This is a genomic window from Fusobacterium ulcerans, from assembly GCF_003019675.1.
In the GTDB taxonomy this organism is placed as follows: Bacteria; Fusobacteriota; Fusobacteriia; order Fusobacteriales; family Fusobacteriaceae; genus Fusobacterium_A; species Fusobacterium_A ulcerans.
The window spans coordinates 2,521,175-2,541,661 of sequence record NZ_CP028105.1 but is presented as its reverse complement, the minus strand read 5'-3'; the positions used below and the strand labels follow the sequence as shown (position 1 = coordinate 2,541,661).

17 protein-coding genes, 1 pseudogene and 1 riboswitch are annotated in these 20,487 nt (G+C 30.1%); of the genes and pseudogenes, 4 read left to right on the top strand and 14 right to left on the bottom strand.

Annotation, left to right across the window (positions count from 1 at the left end):
- Positions 1-11: 11 nt before the first annotated feature.
- Complete coding sequence (locus C4N20_RS11765) at positions 12-2,084, bottom strand: HD family phosphohydrolase (protein ID WP_005976572.1); 2,073 nt, start codon at positions 2,082-2,084, stop codon at positions 12-14.
- Positions 2,071-4,590: a helicase C-terminal domain-containing protein gene (locus C4N20_RS11760; protein ID WP_231940502.1), complete on the bottom strand. Its 2,520-nt coding sequence runs from the start codon at positions 4,588-4,590 to the stop codon at positions 2,071-2,073. Before C4N20_RS11760 ends, C4N20_RS11765 begins: the two co-directional genes overlap by 14 nt.
- 280 nt (positions 4,591-4,870) lie before the next feature.
- On the opposite strand from C4N20_RS11760, the gene C4N20_RS11755 reads away from it, so the two are divergent.
- Positions 4,871-5,251, top strand: a complete 381-nt coding sequence (locus C4N20_RS11755; RefSeq protein WP_005976568.1) for a hypothetical protein — start codon at positions 4,871-4,873, stop codon at positions 5,249-5,251.
- 262 nt (positions 5,252-5,513) lie between these two features.
- Positions 5,514-6,554, top strand: a complete 1,041-nt coding sequence (gene corA, locus C4N20_RS11750) for a magnesium/cobalt transporter CorA (RefSeq protein WP_005976565.1) — start codon at positions 5,514-5,516, stop codon at positions 6,552-6,554.
- 65 nt (positions 6,555-6,619) lie between these two features.
- Here the strand turns inward: corA and C4N20_RS11745 are convergent, their stop codons facing one another.
- From C4N20_RS11745 to C4N20_RS11715, 7 genes and pseudogenes are all read right to left on the bottom strand, one after another.
- Positions 6,620-6,886: an HU family DNA-binding protein gene (locus C4N20_RS11745; protein ID WP_005976563.1), complete on the bottom strand. Its 267-nt coding sequence runs from the start codon at positions 6,884-6,886 to the stop codon at positions 6,620-6,622.
- Positions 6,879-7,169 (bottom strand): HU family DNA-binding protein, encoded by a 291-nt coding sequence (locus C4N20_RS11740; protein WP_005976561.1) that lies wholly within the window; start codon positions 7,167-7,169, stop codon positions 6,879-6,881. Before C4N20_RS11740 ends, C4N20_RS11745 begins: the two co-directional genes overlap by 8 nt.
- Positions 7,170-7,251: 82 nt before the next feature.
- Positions 7,252-10,179: an autotransporter outer membrane beta-barrel domain-containing protein gene (locus C4N20_RS11735; protein WP_005976559.1), complete on the bottom strand. Its 2,928-nt coding sequence runs from the start codon at positions 10,177-10,179 to the stop codon at positions 7,252-7,254.
- Between the two features lie 517 nt (positions 10,180-10,696).
- On the bottom strand, positions 10,697-11,014 hold the full coding sequence (locus tag C4N20_RS11730; RefSeq protein ID WP_005976557.1) for a hypothetical protein: 318 nt from the start codon (positions 11,012-11,014) through the stop codon (positions 10,697-10,699).
- 110 nt (positions 11,015-11,124) lie between these two features.
- Positions 11,125-11,259, bottom strand: a pseudogene (locus tag C4N20_RS16810) (DNA-binding protein); the annotation flags it as partial.
- Positions 11,255-11,542: a hypothetical protein gene (locus C4N20_RS11720; protein WP_005976555.1), complete on the bottom strand. Its 288-nt coding sequence runs from the start codon at positions 11,540-11,542 to the stop codon at positions 11,255-11,257. The pseudogene C4N20_RS16810 and the gene C4N20_RS11720, both read right to left, overlap by 5 nt.
- Before the next feature lie 189 nt (positions 11,543-11,731).
- Positions 11,732-11,932: a hypothetical protein gene (locus C4N20_RS11715; RefSeq protein ID WP_005976553.1), complete on the bottom strand. Its 201-nt coding sequence runs from the start codon at positions 11,930-11,932 to the stop codon at positions 11,732-11,734.
- A gap of 154 nt (positions 11,933-12,086) precedes the next feature.
- On the opposite strand from C4N20_RS11715, the gene C4N20_RS11710 reads away from it, so the two are divergent.
- A complete protein-coding gene (locus C4N20_RS11710) occupies positions 12,087-12,605 on the top strand; it encodes a cob(I)yrinic acid a,c-diamide adenosyltransferase (RefSeq protein WP_005976552.1) in 519 nt (172 codons plus the stop codon).
- A gap of 74 nt (positions 12,606-12,679) precedes the next feature.
- Here C4N20_RS11710 and nhaC read toward each other — a convergent pair whose 3' ends face one another.
- The 5 genes from nhaC to C4N20_RS11685 all read right to left on the bottom strand — a co-directional run bounded on the left by nhaC (position 12,680) and on the right by C4N20_RS11685 (position 19,086).
- Entirely contained in the window at positions 12,680-14,131 is a 1,452-nt protein-coding gene (gene nhaC, locus C4N20_RS11705) for a Na+/H+ antiporter NhaC (RefSeq protein WP_005976550.1), read from the bottom strand.
- A gap of 284 nt (positions 14,132-14,415) precedes the next feature.
- The gene (locus C4N20_RS11700) at positions 14,416-15,789 is read right to left on the bottom strand and encodes a sigma-54-dependent transcriptional regulator (protein WP_005976549.1); all 1,374 of its coding nucleotides are present in this window, start codon (positions 15,787-15,789) and stop codon (positions 14,416-14,418) included.
- Positions 15,790-15,802: 13 nt separating this feature from the next.
- Positions 15,803-17,806 carry an ATP-binding protein gene (locus tag C4N20_RS11695; protein ID WP_005976546.1) on the bottom strand — a complete coding sequence of 668 codons (2,004 nt, stop codon included), beginning with the start codon at positions 17,804-17,806 and terminating at the stop codon, positions 15,803-15,805.
- 169 nt (positions 17,807-17,975) lie between these two features.
- Complete coding sequence (locus C4N20_RS11690; protein WP_005976544.1) at positions 17,976-18,569, bottom strand: DUF2284 domain-containing protein; 594 nt, start codon at positions 18,567-18,569, stop codon at positions 17,976-17,978.
- A gap of 13 nt (positions 18,570-18,582) precedes the next feature.
- Positions 18,583-19,086: a hypothetical protein gene (locus tag C4N20_RS11685; RefSeq protein ID WP_005976543.1), complete on the bottom strand. Its 504-nt coding sequence runs from the start codon at positions 19,084-19,086 to the stop codon at positions 18,583-18,585.
- Positions 19,087-19,218: 132 nt separating this feature from the next.
- Positions 19,219-19,318, top strand: a riboswitch (TPP riboswitch).
- Between the two features lie 56 nt (positions 19,319-19,374).
- On the opposite strand from C4N20_RS11685, the gene C4N20_RS11680 reads away from it, so the two are divergent.
- Positions 19,375-20,349 carry a thiamine ABC transporter substrate-binding protein gene (locus C4N20_RS11680; RefSeq protein ID WP_005976542.1) on the top strand — a complete coding sequence of 325 codons (975 nt, stop codon included), beginning with the start codon at positions 19,375-19,377 and terminating at the stop codon, positions 20,347-20,349.
- The last annotated feature ends 138 nt before the right edge of the window (positions 20,350-20,487 follow it).

The window sequence follows — 20,487 nt, the reverse complement described above, 5'->3', positions numbered from 1 at the left end:
TCTTTATTTGATTATTTCTGCCCCGGATATTTAATTCTTACATGGTGTATACTTATAAGAGATTTGATAAATGTTTGTATAATTATTTCTATCTCTTTAAATGTCAAATCAGCTTCTGAAAGTTGATTATCCTCTATTTTACTGCTGATTATCTTTCTAATCATCTCTTCCATAGCTCTTGGTGTTTTATCATCTATTGATCTCACAGCTGCTTCTATCGAGTCTGCCAGCATAATAATAGCTGATTCCTTACTTCTCGGCTTAGGTCCGCTGTATCTGAATTCCTCTTTAGTTACACTTGGATCAAGACTTTTAGCTTTATTATAGAAATATGCCAAAAATGTTGTTCCCTGATGTTCATACATTATATCTCTTATCTCTTTAGGAATCTGATACTGCTTTGCCATCTCTGCTCCATCTTTTGTATGAGATGTTATTATTAGATTACTCATAAACGGCGATACTTTATTATGAGGATTTTCCCCATTCTGTTGATTTTCCACATAGAATTTTGGTCTCTTGCATTTTCCTATATCATGGTAATATGATGCTACCCTTGTAAAAATTGCATTTGCTCCAACTGCTGCTGCTGCATTTTCAGACAAAGTCGCCACCATCATAGAGTGATGGAATGTTCCTGGTGCTTCCATTGATAATTTTTTCAACAACGGATGAGAAAGGTCTCCCAATTCCAGCAGTTTGAAAAGAGTTAATATATTAAATGTCTTTTCAAAATATGGTAAAAGAGCTATTGTTATCATTCCAGAAATCAATCCAGCTAATACCATTTCTCCTGATTTTAAAGCTGCTCCAAATGTCTCCACCTGCGAAAATGCACTTAATAAAAGGAACAGTGTTATCTTCAATATAGAAAGCTGGATTCCTACTGCTATCAATCCTGCTCTTGTATTTACTTTCCTTACTAGATATGCTCCAAATGATAAAGAAGCTACATATACTACAAGGAATATAAGATCATAATCAATAATCGGCATTAAAAACAACATCATAAATGAAAACATCAATGTTGCAAATCTTGTATTCGTCAGCAGTATTAGTAAAAACAATGCTGTATCAATAGGCACCAGATAAATCAAATCATTATTTATAAATCTGAATACCAAGAAAAACGCTGTTATTATCAAGAAAACACTTCTATAATAATTTTTATTCAATATTTCTTTTTTATGTTTATTAAATACTACTGTATAAAACAGTGTAGCAATTATAAAAAGATAAGTAAGATTTGCAAGTATTATTCCTGTACTTTTCTTATAAGAATAAACACCGCATGCCTCTAAAATCTTTATTCTTCTCTCATTTAGAATTTCACCTTTTTTACCTACTAAAGTTCCTGCTTTAATCTCTATATACTGATCATTTATTTGAGAAACTTTCTCTTGAAGTGATCTTTTAGTCTTATCCTCATCATAAATATAGTTTGGAGTTGCAAATGTCTCAACTACCAGTTTATTTAGTTCTGGAAGTTTTTTTATTTTCTCATCATAAGGAGGATTGTACTTAATAATTGATTTTTCCTGTACAATTCCATTCTCATAAAGTCCTTCAAGAAAACTTCTTGTTTCCTTTTGTAATTTTTTTATATCTTTTACATCTAAACGAAGTATTTCTTGAATCATATTTTCAGATATTTTTCTTCCTGTATTTTTTTCAAGACTTTTAAAATCTACTTCATTGTGCTCTTTTTCTTTCATAGAATATACATCATTAAAGAAATCATCAAAAGTTTCAAGATATATTCTTCCTGCATCAGCAGAATAAATATACTCCTTTCCTGATTTCACAATCATTTCTTCTACTATTTTCTCTTTAGCACTCTGGTCTCTAAAAACTATAGTCTTAGGAGCATATATATCTGAAATTACTACATCTCCCACTTTATAGTTATTATTACGTGACAATAGAGATATCTTTGAACTAAAAGCAATTACAAACATTACAAGAATTAGATACAAGATTTTTTCTCTCAAGCTGTATGAACTTGAATATATCTCAGCATCATTCCTGTCGCTTCTCTTTATTTCAAACATAAATTTTAAGCCAAATAAATTAAATTTCTTCATTGTACCCACCTTTGATGTCAGCTTCCATATCTTTTAATACAGCTGATTTACCAACAATTTTAATATTTTTAGTTGGAATAGACTCCATAAAATATCTTCCATATCTTTTGTTAATAACTCTGTTATCTAATATAGTCACAGTTCCATGATCTGTCTTACTTCTTATTAATCTTCCTATTCCCTGCTTGAACTTTATTACAGCTTCTGGTATCTGATATTCTATAAAAGAATTTTTTCCCTGAGCTGTTATATTCTCTATTATTGCTTCAGTTACAGGGTCGCTGGGAACTTTAAAAGGAAGTTTTACTATTATTACTGAACTTAATTGTTTTCCTTTGATGTCCACTCCTTCCCAAAAAGAGTCTGTTCCAAAAAGAACAGGATTTCGCCCATTCACATACATATTTACTAAATGAGTTCTTGGTGCCATTCCATGTATAAATAATTCTATTCCATTAGCTTCCAGATCATCTCTCAATAAATAATAAACATAATTCAATGCTGAATACGAAGTAAATAAAACAAAAGTTTTTCCTCTAGACTTTATCAATAGAGCTTTTAAAAACTCTGAAATTTCATCTACAAAATCTCTGTCAGATGGATTAGGAATATCATCAGGAATATACACTTTCATTTGTTTATCATAATCAAATGGAGAATGTATTACTTTATCTAAAGTATCTTCTTCTAATCCTATTGATTCTTTAAAATATGAAAAATCGCTTCCTATAGCAATAGTAGCAGATGTAAATATTATCTGCTTTAAATTAATATATAGATTTTTCTGAAGTTCACTATCTATTTTAAGAGGTGTAGCCACAAGCTTGGAATTGCTCTTTCTACTGTTTACTTCTATCCAATAGATAAATTCTTCATCATCAAAATCATTTATAAATCTAAAATTATTAAAAAAGTTTTCCAGTCTGTCTGTGTACTTTACAAAATCATTTATAGTTCCCTGTTCATCTTCTTCATCTCTTAATTCCTTTATTAAACTTCTTACTTTTCTCATATATGAGTTGTATTCAGAAGTAAATTTTTCTCTAAAATCTATGAGACTGCTGAGAAAAGGAGAATTTTCCATCTCTTCTTTTTTGGCTCTAAAGGTAAATGTTCCCATTTGCCCCTTTGAAAACACTTCTATTATATGATTGAAATACTCTCTTCCCTCTAAAAACAAAGACTTATGTTTTATTTTAATATCTTTAATTTCTTTTTCTAAAATACTTCTGCTGTCCATAGAGGTATTCTTTATATAATTCAATAATACATCCAGACTTCCTGTATTTTTTTTCTTTCCTTCTGTTGCAAATATCTGATTCATTATTTTTGTAAAACTGTATTTTGATGCTTCATAAGAAAAATAATCCCTTGCTACTTTCTCTATATTATGAGCTTCATCAAACACTACCAGTCCATATTCTGGAAGTATTGAATATTCTGTATTAAATCCTATCTCTTTTCTGATGGCTAAATCAGAAAAATACATATGATGGTTTGTTATAAGAATATCTGCATTTTTCTTCTCTTCACGAGATTTCAAGAAAAAACATTCCCCTTTATAAGGGCACTTTGCTCCTGCACAAATATCTGTTTCACTTTGAAATAATTCCCATACACTGTTATCCACCTCAAAAGGAAGTTCTGACTTATCTCCTTTTTCAGTCTTTTTACCCCATGATATTATTTCTTTAAATTGAGTTTTTTGTGAATTTGAAAACTCTTCAAAATTCACATTTTCTCCCAAAGCCAGATTAAAATATTTTCTATTGCAAAGATAGTTCCCTCTTCCTTTTACAAGGATATATCTAAAATCGCCCTGTACTACTTTTTTAGCTATAGGTATATCTTTATTTAAAAGCTGCTCTTGAAGATTTATTGTATTAGTAGATATTACTACTCTTTTTTTATTTTTTATAGCCCACTCTACACTAGGAATAAGATACGCCAGAGTTTTCCCTGTTCCTGTTCCAGCTTCCACTATTACTTTTTTTTCATTATTTAATCCAGCTTCAATATGTTTAGCCATATGCAGCTGTTCATCTCTGTACTCAAATCCTTTGAAAGTTTGAGATAATAATCCTGTTTTTTCAAAATATGGTGTTATATCTATCTCTACATTACTGTCAGAAAAAAGTTCCACAATTACATAGACATCTGTAAGTCCATTATTTACAATATATGATGCTCCTGCCATTCTGTTGGAATACATAGAAGCAATTTCCACATCTGCATCAGATGGGTATAAAAAACCAGAGGGGTGGTTATGAATTAAAACCTCTCCTTTTTTCATGGCTTTGATTATAGCTGGAACAGAATACTTGTTCCCTCTTGCAAGTACCTCTACTTCTGTGACTATTCCATTCTCATTTGGAATACCTCTAAAAAATACCTCATTTCCTCCAGCCTCTTCTATTTCCAGTTTCATTATTTCTCTTGCATTTAGAGATATTTTCTCATTTATATCCATCAATTTTCCTTTCATCACTAAACTATTTACAGACAATTTCCCCTTATATATAATACCTCTTTTTCTCAAAAATATAAACCCTTTTTTTTCACGTTATGATGACATCTATCTCTAAGATATAATCTTTGAATTTTCCTTAGAAAAAAATTATTTTATATTTTTTACTTGAAAACAGCTTCCACAAATGATTTGTTATTATATTTTTAAGAAGTTTTTAGGAAAATATTCCTCTCCTTATTATACCAATTATTTCTAAATTTGCAATTGACAGAACATACTTTATGAAGTATATAAAGTAATAACAGGAGGTGGTGTTATGGCTATGACAAAAGAATTTGAAGTGAGATTTACAGATTGGCAGGAAAAAGATTATTATACTATCAAGATAGAGCAAAAATCTATGTACAGATGGAAATTATCCTCTAATATATGGGGAGAAGAACTCATTAATGTAGATTATCACTCTCCTGACTATTCAGCAAAGGAAATAAAAGATAGATTAACAGAAACATTTTTCAACTTTGATTTAAAAGATTATCACATCCACTGGGCTGACACATCTGGTTTTGTTTTATTCCACTTAATTGCACTATCTGAAGAAAGACTTACATTAGATGTTGTAAAAAATAAGTTTGAAAAATGGAGTAAAGTAATTCTTGCATATAATAAAATAATTAAACAGGAAGCAATATATTAAAAAAAAGGGCAGATTAATTTCTGCCTTTTTAAGGCTGTAAACAAATAAGTTTTGTTTATAGCCTTTTTTTGTAATTTAAAAGATGTTATAATATCTGTTATACCATATAAAAGGTCTATGACTAAAAAAGATTCAGATGGCTAAATTTCCTTATTTTATAAGACTTCAAGAAGGGTTATAGGTTAGAAGTTATTGTTTTATTTTATTATAAATTTTGATACATATAATTATTGTATGTATATTGTATTAATGGAGGGTTCGTATGAAAAATAAAAAAGTTGGACTTGCACCAGGAACTCTTATATATACAGGAGAGTTAAAAGATGAAAAGATAAAAATCATTCTTTATTCATATAATAAGGAAACTGTAAAAAAAGTAATTGACAATTCTCTTGATAAATTATCTTTTTTTAATGAAAAAGATTTTGTAAATTGGATAGTTATTGAAGGTGTACATGATGTTGAATTAATAAAAAAAATAGGCGTTTTTTATGAAATAGATAATTTAATATTGGAAGATATATTAAATATAAATCAACGTCCAAAATTTGAAGAAAGAGAAAAATATATATCATTCTTTTTAAAAATGATATATCTAAATAAAAAAAGTGATGAAATTGAATATGAACAGATTTCTTTTATTTTAGGAGAAGGGTATTTAATAACTTTTCAAGAAAAAACTGGAAATATTTTTAATAACTTACAAGAAAGAATAGAAAATGGAATAGGAAAGCTAAGGAATAAAAAAGAAAATTATTTGATGTATGCACTTTTTGACATTATTGTAGATAATTACTTTTTAATTTTAGAAAATTTTGAAGAAAGAATAGAAGTTTTAGAAGAAAAAATAGTAAATAATCCCTCTCAAAAAATCATAGAAGAAATTATAAGTTTAAAGAAAGAAATTTCAAAATTTAAAAGAAATGTTATACCGATTAAAGAAATCTTAATAAAAATTTCAAATATTGATTATTTTGATGAAAGCATGAATATATATTTAAAGGATCTTCATGATCATAGCACCATAATTTATGAAAGTATAGAAATAATCTATAACAGAAGTAATGATTTAATTCAGCTTTGCCATTCATCTATAGGAAACAGTATGAATGAAATTATGAAAATATTGACAACTATATCTACTATTTTTATTCCTTTGAGTTTTTTAGCTGGACTTTATGGAATGAATTTTAAGTATATGCCAGAACTATCTTGGGAATATGGATATTACTTTATTTTAGGATTAATGTTTATTGTTGTTGCAGGAATGATTTTATATTTTAAAAGAAAAAACTGGTGGTAAAATAAATAATTTAGAAATTAAATTTAGGGTCAAAAGGCAGAGATTTTCTCTCTGCCTTCAATCAATTATTTCATATTTTTGGATGCTCTGAACCTCACTGTCTTTTTAGGATATACTGTCATCCTTTCTCTTGTCACAGGATTAGATACTACTCTTGGCTGTCTTGTGAGTATTTCAAATGCTCCTCTTTTTAGAAATCTTACCTCTCCATCTAGGGCTATTGCTTCCTTTATCGTTTCAAGAACTTCAGTTATCTCTTCTATTGCATCAGTTATTGACAATTTCTCTGGACTCATTTTCACATATAATTTAGCCATTTTTCTTTTATTCATCTGTGTCACCGTTAGCTATTTTCATAAGTCCTTTCCCTGCTCTAAACTTAATTGCTTCTCTTGGTTCTGTATAAGTTGGTTTTTCCCACATTGGCACTAACACTTTTCTAGGTTTCATTTCTTTTCTTTCAAATACTCCCCATTCTTTGAATGTTACTTTTTTATCTTCTTCCAGTGCTTTCAAAAGTACATTCCAAAATAATTCTATTTTTTCTCTTACTTCTCTATGACTTTTGATTTTATTTCTTGTCTTGTAAAATCTTATAAACTCCCCTTCTGTCATATCTTCCCCTTTATTATATTTAAGCGAAAGACTGGCTATATCAGCCAGCCCTTCACTACTAATTTAATATTTTTTTATTTAGTTAAAACTTGTAACCTACCCCTGCTCCTACTTTCAATGTCAAGTTTCCTCTATAGTTTTCAGCAAATGCACCTAAATACCCGCTGTTTCCTTTTACCTTTGCCATATCTAGTTCTGCTTCACTTTTATTTCCTCCAAGTGTTAAACCTAGAGAAGTATTTTCTGAATATCCATATTTAGCCAGCATATATGCTCCAGTCAATTTCATATCTGCACTTGTATCTGATGTTCCAGTATCAAATCCATGATAATTTCTTCCATAGTATGTATCTTTAGTGCCTCCATCAGCGTGAGTAAGTCCACCCATTATCAACCATTTATTTGTCTCTGGTCTGAAAATATTATCAACAACTATATCTCTGAACATTCCCACTGATCTTCTTGATAACTCTGAACTGTATGAGTAAGGAGTTCCAGTATAGACACTGTTTAAGTAAGTTACAAGACTTAGAAGCTGTTCTTCATCTGTAATATTATTGTAATCATAATTTTTTCCAAGATAAGTTGATAGACTTAATATATCTCTCAATCCATCAATATTTTCTTCTCTGCTGTTGTAAATACTTTTGTATATTTTATTTAATTGACCATATCTTTTTACTTCTTTTGGATTTACAATTCCATTTAAATCTGAACCTGCTCCTAAACGTATGTAATTTCCATCAAATTCAGCTTTATCTATAATTGAACTTGCTCTTATCTGCATATTTTCAAGTTTTATGTTTTCCATATCAACTAATATTTCTCTTCCTATTCCATTTGTTATGAAATTTAAAGTTCCTACTTCACCTGATCCCTCTATCGTCATTTTGTGTTTACCACTTCTACCTGAAAAAGCATGAGTTGCTGTAGGTGGTGTATCAGTACCATATGGTGATGTTACTGGAGTTTCTTTTTTCAATCTAAGATTTAATACCCCTGTTCCTTCCACTGTCACTCTATCAGTCCCTGTTACTGTCATCTCTTCAGAGAATGTTACATTGTTGTCTATATTCATATCAGCAAATCCAGATATATCATGAAACATATTCATACTTCCTTTTGTTTTTCCATAAAGAGCAAGAATATTATCCTTTCCAGCAGCTTCCATTTTTCCATTAACTATTGCATTTCCTTCTAAAACAACAGCATTGTCATTTCCATCTACTGTTATAGCAACCCCTTTATCTCTAGTATTTATTACAGAGTCACCTTTTACAGTAAGAGTACTTCCATTTTCAGTTATACTTATTGTTGTACTACCATCTGCAACTCCTCCATTTACTACTGTATTATCAAGAGTAAGCATTGACATGTTTTCATTTATAACTACTGCTGTTTTATATGCATTGATTACACTGTTATTTAATTCATTTTCCATACCAGAAACTTTTAGAGTATCTTCTATTCCATTTAAAATATATTTCTTTTCTGAAGAGAAATCTTTTATTCTCGAAGTATCAGAATTATCATGGAATAGAATTCCGTTTTTTAATTTCATACTTACAGTTTTTATATCATCATTATTGCCAGTGTTCTTAGCATTTATGATAGTATATTCACCAACTGTTTGTTTCTCCCCAAATTTATTATAGGGAACTCCATAATTATCTTTTGCTTTATATACATCACCATCAACCAAGAAAGCTAATCCATAATTTTCTATTGAGGCTCCACTACTTGGAGACTCACCAGGAGCAATTATCTCCAAATAACTATTTACTACATCTCCATCAGCATTATTAGATACAAGAATTCCATAATTTTTTGCACTCTCTATTGTTCCAGGCGCTACAGAAATAGCATACTTTTTTCCATAGATAATTCCTTTATTTACCATTTCACTTATTTTTGAATCTGATTCAGTAGATATTCCAGAACTAGAAACACTCTCAACAAATCCATTTCCACTTATAATTCCATTATTTTCTATTTGCCCTACTATTCCTGGACCACCACCGTGATTAGATCCAACGAATATTCCATAACCATACTTATTATGATCCTCAACAGAACTACTTCCACTTATAATTCCATTGTTTAATATTTTTCCCACACTTACTAGTCCTCCATCTACTGAGTCACCAATAAGTATTCCATAACCATCATTATCAGTACTAGTTCCACTTATAATTCCATTGTTTTTTATATTCTCTACATTTACTGCTGATGAGTCTGAGAAGTCTTTACTGTTTTTAATCTCTATTCCATAACCTTCTCCACCTACAGCAGTTCCAATTACCAGACCATCATTTGTTAAACTATTTACTTTACTACCAAAAAAAACTTTTATTCCATAACCATTTTTCTCTCCAGTAGCTCTAGTAGTTCCTCTTATAAGACCGTCATTTATTAAATTATCTATTTCTACTGACGCAAAAGTAGATATTCCATAACTTTCCCCTTCAGTACTAGTTGCATTTATAAAGCCTCTATTTATTAGTTCTGTTACTTTAGCTGACTTTCCAATCATTCCAATTGTTATTCCATGACTATCTCCATTGCTTTCACTATAACTAATTATCATTCCATTATTTTCTAATTTTTTTATTTCTATATCTTCTGATATACCTATTCCATAAGTATGACCATTTTCAGAACTTCCTCTTATTTCCCCATTATTTACAATGCTTATTGATTCGCTTACTTTTACTCCATAAGCATTACCACTTGCATTTTCTCCAACTATTGAAGAATTATTTGTATAAGTATTATTAGCCCAAGTATTATCAGGATATGGATTCCCCTCTAATTTTTCTGGATCAAATTCATTTCCATTTTCACCTTTAAATATTATTATGTCACTATCTTTTGTTATTTCTAACCCTGATACATCTGTCCCCATTACAGCTGTACAAGATAGAAGCATTCCCACTACTGCTCCTACTGTAATATTTCTTCCCCTTTTTTTGTTACCGCTTTTTACAGCCTTCATAATCTTTTCTATCATCTTTCCCTCCATAAAAAAAATATATAAATTTTAATAAATATAAAACATGTCTGCAATTTTCATTTTTACATTTTATAGGACTTTATTGTCAAAATGACCCCCTTTTGCTGTTCGCAATTATATACTTTTGCGAATACCTATTTATTTATTAATTTTAGAGAATATTATTTAAATTTAAAATATTGACTTTTTTGAGAAAATAATATATTATCTATCATGTAAGTATAGTGTATTAAATTATGAGTTAAAGAAATTTTTGGTATAAACAAAAATGCAAGTGTTCGCAAAAGTATATAAAAGAGAACTTTTTTAAAGTACTCTTAAATACAAAAATCCCCAGTAAATTTATACTGAGGACCTTTTTTATTTTTATTCTTTTTTTAAAGGGATGATTTTTTTCATTTTTTCTTCAACACCCATTTTGTTTCATCAACTGTTCTTCTATCCTTGTCATTCTCTCTTCGATTCTTTTGATTCCATCAGTTTTTGAAAGACTGTCCTATTTTTTAATTTGTGGTTAAGCCTCTGGAGTATTATTTTTCACATAGAAGTGATACGCTGCCAGTAAGCTTCTGTACTTGTCGATAGTTTCCAGTGAAGAGTGATAAGACTTGATCTCTTTTTCTGCGCTTGTCTGCCATTCCCCATATGATTCATATGCTGAATTTTCTGGAAGTGGTGTTCCTGCTTCTATCTGTTCAGCTATGTGTTCAATAGTTGCTGTGATGTCATCTATATTTTTCAATATAGCTTTTTCTCTTTTGATAGAACTTTCCACCTTTGTAATTTCCTTTTGCACCACTGCTAATATTACTTGATTGTCTTCTGTTGCCATTTTGCTACCTCCTGTGTTTGTTTTTTCCATAGGTATATGATACCTTTTTGAGAAAAAATAAACCAGTGATGAATTGTGACGATTTATGACGATTCGTGAAGTACTCAAAATTATTCCAGTAAAAAAATCAGGCTTCTAGTGTAGATTAAAATACTTGTTCCAATTTTCCGATAGAGTATGTCTCCCTCTTCCAACTTGTAGCATATTGTATTTCTATGTTTTTTAAAATATTTTGCCACCTCATTTTATATCCTGTATCTCCATAGGCGCATCACTTAATTTTTCTTTCTTGATTTCATTTTTATGTTCTGCTCTATCACCAACTTTTTCTTCCACCTCTGTGTGTGTATTATTTATCTTTTTATCTTTTATGTTATTATTATTCTTTTTGTTATTATTAAGACTGTTATTATTAGTGTTCACCTGACCGCGTGCGGTAGGATTCGTATCGGTTCTCTTCGTATCCGATGAAACTATACACGGTATAGCATTTACAGTATTTGGATTAAGGAGCAAAATAAAAGACATCAAGATTTCTCCTGATGTCCCTCTCAAACGGTTTATTTTTTAAATATTTTTTTATTTATTTTTTTCAAGAAAATTCCGTCATTTTCAGCGAAAAAGTTCGTCATTTTTTTAAAATATTTTTGCTTTTTTCACTCTCAAAACAAATTTTCTTGTTAAATGATAAGAGTTTCACTTTTCATTTTGTCTTATTTATAAAACTCCAATTGCTTCCAGTTTTATTTCAATATATTTTTTTAAGTCTTCATAATATTCATCTCTTACATTTTCATTTAAAAGTATTTCTTTTATCTCTTCAAGCTCTATCTTTTTTTCTTTTCCTGACTTATTGAAATCCAAAAAGACTTCATCAATTCTCTTTTTTAAATCTTTAAAATATTTCTCTCTAGTCATTTGCATCACTCCTTTTTAAAGACTCATATAAAAAATTATATAATTTATCCTCCAAAAAGTCAAAGTAATATAATCCCTTGTTATGTCTTGCTTTTTATGATATTCTTTAAATATGCAGATTCTCTACATAACTTTTTCCAAAGGAGGAATTATTATGAAAAGATACACTCAAATATATACAGGAAACGGAAAGGGAAAAACTACTGCTGCTCTTGGTTTAGCTGTAAGAGCACTTGGAAATGACTATCATGTCTATATAGGTCAGTTTATGAAAGGACAGGAATATGGAGAGCTTAGAACATTTGCTAAATTAGATAATATAATTATTGAAAGATTCGGAACGGAAAACTGTATAATCTCAAAAGATCATGTACAGCAGATAGATATCGACAAGGCTAAGGCTGGCTTGAAAAGGGCTAAAGAGGCTCTTATATGTGGAGATTATGAACTTGTAATATTAGATGAAATCTGTGTAGCTCATTTCTTTGGTTTGGTAACTGAAGATGAAATATTGGCTCTTATGGAATTAAAGCCTGAAAATGTTGAGCTTGTCCTTACAGGAAGATATGCTCCTCAGGCAATTATAGATCGTGCTGATCTTGTTACTGAAATGAAAGAGATAAAGCATTATTACAATATAGGGGTAATGGCTAGAGACGGAATAGAGAGATAAAATAATAATAACTGCATCCCTAATGTAAAAGGGATGCAGTTAAAGAATATATGAATACTCCCCCTGTTATTCTTTTATTCCATTTCATTTCTAATTGCATCTAATTCATTTAAATTTTCTACCTCAATAATTTCAATATCTTGATCTTGAAGTTTCTTTCTGAATACTGCTATTCCTAAGTAAGCCATAATAATAGATACTATTGGATTTATTAAATTTAAAAACGCATAAGGAAAATAAGAGAATGTAGGAACACCTAAAGTTGCAGATTGATATGCTCCACAACCATTCCATGGGAACATAGGTGACCAGAGCGAACCTCCATCTTCCAATGTTCTAGAGAGATAATATCTTTCCAGTCCCATATCATCATATACTTTATAATACATTCTTCCTGGAATAATATTTGCTAGATATTGATCTGTAAGAACAAAATCACAAAGAATTCCAGTCACAATAGTTGTAGCCACAAGGCTTCCAACTGAATGAATATATTTTATTACTTTTTCCAGAATTACTTCAGTAAATTTCGCCTTTTCCAAAATCCCTCCAAAACATAGAGCAAAAATTATAAGGGAAATTGTCCACAGCATTCCATTGACTCCACCTCGAGTAAGTAGCTTATTTACAATTTCTACATTAGTTTCTCCTACATATCCATTTTGCAGAACATCCAAAACATCTACAAGGCTTGCATTTTGAAAAATCATAGCAAATACACTTCCAACTGTTGCAGCAAGCAGCAATGAAGGAATAGCTGGAACTTTTTTTACAGCAGTTATCAATACTACTATTGGAGGTATCAATAACCATGGGCTAATAACAAAAGTTGTAGAAAGTGCATCTTTTATCAATTTTATATTCTCCAAATTTATTGATGAAGTATCATATCTTAATCCTATAATCAAATACAGTAAAAGTGCTATTAAAAAACTTGGAACAGTTGTATACATCATTGATCTTACATGCATATATAAATCAGTTTCCGCAGTAGCAGCAGCAACATTGGTACTGTCTGACAATGGAGAAACTTTATCTCCAAAATATGCTCCTGAAATAACCATTCCTGCTGTAAGTGCAGGGTTGATTCCCAAACCTGTTCCAATTCCCATAAGAGCTACTCCTATTGTTCCTCCAGAAGTCCAAGCACTTCCAGTTGCAACAGATACAATTGCACATAAGATACATCCAGTAGGCAGAAAAAACTTTGGTGAAATCAATTCCAATCCATAATAAATCATTGCTGGAACAGATCCTGCTAAAACCCATGACCCAATTAACATTCCTACAATCATAACGATAATCAAAGCCTCTACAGCTCTGTAAACACTTTCAATCATTCCATTTCTTATTTCAAACCAGCTGCATCCTACTTTCAATGCCATAGCCCCTGCCAGTATAGTTGAAATTACAATAGGAATATGTGGATCTACCTTTAATACAAGCATGGAATAAACAATAATTACTGCCATTCCTACAATAGGAACTAAAGCCTCCCAAATTTTAGGTTTTCTTGCTGTCCTCATATCTTTCCCTCCTTTATTTTTATTATGCATAATGTTCAGCATAATATACAGCAATTATTATGCCAATAGGAAAAGATGCGTTTTTCTTTAAACAGCAGAAAAAATATTATTAAATTTAAGCAAAAACAGGAAATATATTTCCTAATTTGAGAAATATATTTCCTGCTTATTTATTCTTTGACAAATTATATTTTTAAATATATAAAATATTTTTATAATATATTTTTTCTTTTAAGCTGAATTTAAATTTTTTTATTATATTTTATATATCAAAGAAAGGTGTATCAATCTTTGAGTGATTGAATCCATTCTCTAAGATTGTATTCTAAAATTTTATTATTTAACTGACGTTTGCTGATATCCAAAGCAGCCGCAGCCTTAGATAAATTTCCTTTGCAATCTTTGATTTTAGAACGTATAAATTCTATTTCAAACTGCTCTCTTGCATCTCGTAAGTTTTCATCAGAATGTGAAACTGCATCTTCTTCTGTGTGTTGTAAATACCTTTTTGCATTTTTAAAATGAATAGCAGATCCCTCTGCTAAAACTATCAAACGTTCAATTATATTTTTTAATTCTCTAATATTACCCGGATAATGATAGTTTTTTAAAAAATTCATTGTTTCCTCATCTATATATTCTATTTTTTTCTTCAATTCCATTTCAAATTTTTTAACAAAGAAATGAATAAAACTTTCAATATCCTCTGGACGTTCTCGAAGAGGAGGAACACAGATAACAATTCCATTAATTCTGTATAAGAAATCCTCTCGAAGAATCCCACTCTTAACAGCTTCATAAATATTTTTGTTGGTTGCTGAAATTAATCTGATATTGACATCCATTTTTTTATCTCCGCCAACACGTTCTATTTTTTTGTCTTCCAGTACTCTTAACAGCTTTACCTGTGTGTTCATTGAAACATCTGCAATTTCATCAAGAAATAATGTTCCGTGGCTGGCTTCTTCAAATTTTCCTATTTTTTGTTTAATTGCTCCTGTAAAAGAACCCTTTTCATGTCCAAACAATTCTGATTCCAAAACTCCTTCTGAATATTCTTGACAATTAACAGGAACAAATGGAAAGGTATTTCTTTCACTTTTTTCATGTATATATCTGGCTATTACTTCTTTTCCTACTCCAGATTCTCCAAGAATTAAAACAGATATATTACTTTTTGCAACTCTTTTGCATATATCCAATATGTTCTGCATATCAGCATTATTAGATTCAAGCAGAGACATTTCCTTAGTTTGATTTTTTAGTAAACTATTTTCTAATTTAAGTTGTTTTAATTGCAAAAACCTCTCAATATCCAAAAGTAAAGTTCCCGGATCATTACTTTTAATAAAATAATTATATGCCCCATTCTGTATCGCCTGAACTGCTGTTTCAACTGTTCCATATGCAGTAACAATGATAACTCCTATCTCAGCATCATATTTTTTTATCCAATGAAGAAGCTCTATCCCTGTTTCATTTTTCATAATCAGATCTGTTACTACCATGTCAATTTTATGATTCTTGATGATTTCTCTCGCTTCTGCGATACAGGCAGCCAGATAAATACAATACCCTTTCTCCTCTAATATGAGAGAAAACATCTCTCTGTAATCTGCTTCATCATCTACAATTAAAATTTTATAATCTGCAAGCATCTAATTCTCCTTTTTAAAAATGAATAGAAATAAAAAACTTTGTACCTATCCCATATTGACTTTCAACTGAGATATCTCCATTATATTTTTTAACTTCATTATATACAAGATATAGCCCCAGCCCTGTACCATGTCCTTCTCCTTTTGTTGTATAAAAAGGATCAAAAATATAAGGAAGTGCTTCTTCTGATATTCCCACTCCATTATCTTCAATTAAAAAACGAAGAGAATCCTCTGTAGTAGAAATAGAAATTTGTATTAAATTGTCCTCTTTATCAGCTAAAAAAGCATCAATTGCATTTTCAATAAGATTAATTAAAATAATATTAACAGCCTCTATATTTAGAGTTACTGTAAAATTCCCCTCTAAATTAACATGATATTGAATTTTTTTAGCTTTTAACTTTGTTTCCATTAAAGTCATTATATTACTTACTATTGTTTCAATGTTTTCCTGAGTACATTTATCTGATGCTGTTCTTGAAAATCTAAGTAAGTGTTCAATCAAATTATTAACCCTTTGAATTGAATTTTCCATCATACTGATAGCTTTTTCTTGGGATTTATTAGATACTTTCATTTTAATAAGATAAATTCCATTTCTTATTGTTCCAAGAGGATTTCTTATTTCATGTGCCAAACCAGCTGATATCTGTCCTATAGTTATCATTTTATTTTCTTGATGGAGCTTTCTCTCTATAATAAGTTTTTCTGTTATATCTTCTATACTTAAAATTCTAAGCTTTTCTTCTCTTGAAATATAAGGAGATAGTTTAACTTCATAACATCTGCTTTTTATTGTTTTTCTAAATTTAAGGCTAATATCTTCCTTCCATTGAGAATATTTTGATATTTCCAATAGTTCAGATAAAAAAGAAAATTCAAAAAGGCTTTTTTCCACTACATCCTTCCTGCTTTGAGAAAGTAAAGTCAAAAAGGCTTGGTTGCATTCTATCACTACACAGGCTTCATTTATAATAAACAGAGCTATATCCAGATTATTCAATATCATACTGATATTTTTCTTATTTTCTTCAATTTCTTTTGTTTTCTCCAACACTCTTCTTTTAAGAAAATAATTCCATATATAAAGTCCAATTAAACATATAAGCAAAATAATTGCAATATTAATAAATGACTCCAGCTCTCTTTTTTCTCCTCTTATAGACTCGGAAATTCCAAACCATTTCTGTTGAACCTTTGGCACTATCTGATTTTTCTTCATCTGTAAAATACCCTTATTAAGTACTGTCAGCAGCAGATCAGAATCTTTATTCACAGCCAATACTACATCCTTTTCATATAAAAGAATCACATTGTATTTCTGAGTTTCATAAACATTGTACTCTTTCCAATAAGTAGAAATAACAACTTCATCTCCTATTGCAGCATCAACAACCCCCTGCTGCAAAAGTTCCAGAACTGTTTTTGTATCATTAACTGGAACAAATTGAACCATTGGTTTTCTTTCTTCTTTTAAAAAATTATTGATATACTCTGCTGCTAAATCTCCTTTTGGAATTGCTATCTTTTTTCCTGACAACTCCATAATATCCAGTATATTACTTCCATCCTTTGGAGAAATAACTACAGTTTTCAACCGATATATCCGAATAGAAAAATCAAATTCCTTTGCTCTGCTTTCACTGGGAAACATATCACATACATCAATTTTCTGCTCTCTCAAAGCTTCCACTAAATTGTAAAAAGTATACATATTTATAGTAATAGGTGTTGCTGTTTCAATTGACAGAAAATTTACATAATCAACAATCAGTCCAGCATACTCTCCTGTAGCTTTATCATAGTAGGAAATTGGAGGAGCGGTAATATCACTTCCCAGCCGAATTGGGCTATGAACCTTCAAATAATCCTTTTCCCTTTCTGTAATAGGTGATGAATATTTCAAATATGTTGGAAGAGTTGTTCCATATTTCATAACTACAATTTGATTCCATAAAATAATACATACCACTACCATAATTACAAGGATGAAATGTTTTTGAATATTTTTCATAAAAGCCCCCCAGAAGTTTTTATATATCTTTTATCTAAATTGAAATTTAGTATTTTAAAAAATATAAGAAAAGAGCTAAGATAGAATTTTTTTGTCCTTCTCAGCTCAATTTCACTTTTCTCTCTTTTTGATATTTTAAATATTTTCAGCTGCTTAGAGCAGATATCATTTACTTTAACATTCTAAGTTCCTTTTCAAATCCCTCTATCTCTCTTTTAGTCATAAGTCCTGTAACTAAAGAAAAATATTCAGGCAGACGAGTCTCTGTTGCCCATTTCAATTCATAATCCAATAACCTGCTTGAAATTCCTCCTACATCAAATCCCATTGATTCAAGAGAATATCTCATCATATCAGGATGCTGGCATTGAGTATTATTTTTTCTAGAACAGTCATCACATATTTTACAGCCCCCAGCAGAAAGACTTTTACTTCCTTCATACCTTTTCTCCACTCTCAAAAGCTCCATCATTATTTTATCCTTCATATATTTAAGAGTTTCTGTAGTATAGTCATTTATTTTCTCTTTTGTATTTACTTTATCCAAAGTCTCTTCATCAAAAATAATTTTAACTCCTACAAGATATATGTAGCTGTAATTTTTTAGATAATCTTCTACATCAAAATTATAGGGAGGACATGACCATGTACTTCCATAGTTTCTGCATTCCTTACAGAATTTTTCAAACTTTTCTCTATCACAGTAATCTTTTTTCAATTCCTCCATAGATATCTTTTTGGATGTTACCTCTGTTCTATACATTTTTTCCTCCAGATTAGAATATTCTATATCCAAAAACTAAAGATAATTGTTTCAATCTATCTGATCCTCTTCTGTCTCCATCTATTTTTGTTTCTGAATAAAGAAGCTCTGCTTGGAACGGCATAAAGTCTACTCCAAATCCTCCAGCTATATATCCTTTTCCATCTGGACTTGAATTTCTTACACTTTCATTTGTCATAAGCACTCTACCAGCTTTTAATACAATGTATGGTTCGAAAAATACTGGAAGAAGATTCCATCTTGCTACAAGATATACTGGAACTGTTCCTATATCAGTACCTCCAGTTTTCCCATTATATGCTATCCCTGCTCCCAAATCAGCAAGAAGAAAATCCTGAGTTGCCTCAAAACTAAATGTTGGTGCATAATTTTCAAATGACCCGCTCTCATGATTGTATGAATTAGTTTCAGTTATTGCTCCTATTCTTAAATAACCATCTACGGCAAAAGCTGACATTGAAACTGCAAAAAATATCATCAGTAGTATTTTTTTCATAAAATCCTCCTTAAATTCTTTTACTTTTTATTTTTTATATGATATATTAGATTATACAACAAAGAATAAAAAATATAAAGCAGTTATTTGACAAACCTTATATTCAAGTGTATAGTTAGTTTGTATAATTAAATATTATCATACGGGAGCTGAAAAGCTGAGAGGAAATTTTATTTCGACCGTCAAACCTGATTTGGATAATGCCAGCGTAGGAAATGTTTTGAAGTTGTCTTGTTATCTTTCTCAGGCAGCTTTTTTTATTGCTCCCAAAATTTCTAGGAGGATGTTATGAAAAAATTTGTTTTATCATTATTTTTATTATTGTCTGTCTCTTCTTTTTCAGAAGAAATAGTAGTTTACGGACCCAGCTCTACAAAATGGATAGGAAAAACTTTTGCTCCAATATTTAAAGAAAAAACTGGAGTGGATATTAAATTCATATCTATTGATGGACTTGTATCAAGACTTAAACTTGAAGAAAAAAATCCTAAGGCAGACGTTGTTATTGGACTGACTTCTTTAAGCACTGAAATAGCAAAAAAGGAAAATCTTATCACTCCTTATATCCCTAAAAATACTTCTAATATAAAGAGTAATGACTTTATAATGGATAAAGAAGGATATGTAACTCCTTTTGACTATGGACTTCTTGCTATCAACTATGATACAAAAAAAATCCCTGTTCCTCCAAAAAATCTTACAGAACTTGGAAAACTGGAAAAACAGCTTTTAGTTGAAAATCCTGCTACTTCATCTACTGGGGAAGAAGCTCTTCTATGGAGTATAGCTCTCTATGGAAAAGACTGGAAAGATTTCTGGACTGCTTTAAAACCTGCCATATATACAGCTGAACCCGGTTGGAGTGAAGCATTTGCTAAATTTACAGCTGGTGAAGCTCCTATGATGGTTGGATATGCTACAAGCAATCTTTTCTTTTCACAAGATGAAGAACAAAGCAGATTCAGCAGCTTCCTTTTAGAAGATGGAACTTTTATGTATTTAGAAGGTGCATCTCTTGTAAATAAAAAAGAAACAAAAGAGGGAGCTAAAAAATTTATGGAATATATTCTTAGTGAAGAATTTCAAAGTCTGGTTCCTAAAAAGAACTATATGTTCCCAGTTATTGAAACTCCTCTTACTGAAGAATTTAAGTTTGTTCCAACTACAGAAAAGACTGTAAAGCTTAGTGATGAACAAGTAAAAGACCTCGTTAATAATCTTGATAGATACAAATCAGAATTGATAGAAATTTTAAAAAAATAACATGAATTTTCTCTTGAATTTTTCTAAAAAGTATGATATTATAATCAAGATATAGAAAAATATAAGGAGGCTATGGATATATGAAGATATTTGATGATAAATTGAATATATCAGTTTTTATCTTAGGATTCTTTTATT

Coding starts and splice junctions, on each gene's coding strand:
- C4N20_RS11735 (WP_005976559.1), bottom strand. CDS start 10,179: ATGATAGAAAAGATTATGAAGGCTGTAAAAAGCGGTAACAAAAAAAGG.
- C4N20_RS11685 (WP_005976543.1), bottom strand. CDS start 19,086: ATGAAAAAAATACTACTGATGATATTTTTTGCAGTTTCAATGTCAGCT.
- C4N20_RS11745 (WP_005976563.1), bottom strand. CDS start 6,886: ATGAATAAAAGAAAAATGGCTAAATTATATGTGAAAATGAGTCCAGAG.
- C4N20_RS11765 (WP_005976572.1), bottom strand. CDS start 2,084: ATGAAGAAATTTAATTTATTTGGCTTAAAATTTATGTTTGAAATAAAG.
- C4N20_RS11740 (WP_005976561.1), bottom strand. CDS start 7,169: ATGACAGAAGGGGAGTTTATAAGATTTTACAAGACAAGAAATAAAATC.
- nhaC (WP_005976550.1), bottom strand. CDS start 14,131: ATGAGGACAGCAAGAAAACCTAAAATTTGGGAGGCTTTAGTTCCTATT.
- C4N20_RS11700 (WP_005976549.1), bottom strand. CDS start 15,789: ATGCTTGCAGATTATAAAATTTTAATTGTAGATGATGAAGCAGATTAC.
- C4N20_RS11755 (WP_005976568.1), top strand. CDS start 4,871: ATGGCTATGACAAAAGAATTTGAAGTGAGATTTACAGATTGGCAGGAA.
- C4N20_RS11710 (WP_005976552.1), top strand. CDS start 12,087: ATGAAAAGATACACTCAAATATATACAGGAAACGGAAAGGGAAAAACT.
- C4N20_RS11680 (WP_005976542.1), top strand. CDS start 19,375: ATGAAAAAATTTGTTTTATCATTATTTTTATTATTGTCTGTCTCTTCT.
- C4N20_RS11715 (WP_005976553.1), bottom strand. CDS start 11,932: ATGACTAGAGAGAAATATTTTAAAGATTTAAAAAAGAGAATTGATGAA.
- C4N20_RS11730 (WP_005976557.1), bottom strand. CDS start 11,014: ATGGCAACAGAAGACAATCAAGTAATATTAGCAGTGGTGCAAAAGGAA.
- C4N20_RS11695 (WP_005976546.1), bottom strand. CDS start 17,806: ATGAAAAATATTCAAAAACATTTCATCCTTGTAATTATGGTAGTGGTA.
- C4N20_RS11720 (WP_005976555.1), bottom strand. CDS start 11,542: ATGTCTTTTATTTTGCTCCTTAATCCAAATACTGTAAATGCTATACCG.
- C4N20_RS11690 (WP_005976544.1), bottom strand. CDS start 18,569: ATGTATAGAACAGAGGTAACATCCAAAAAGATATCTATGGAGGAATTG.
- corA (WP_005976565.1), top strand. CDS start 5,514: ATGAAAAATAAAAAAGTTGGACTTGCACCAGGAACTCTTATATATACA.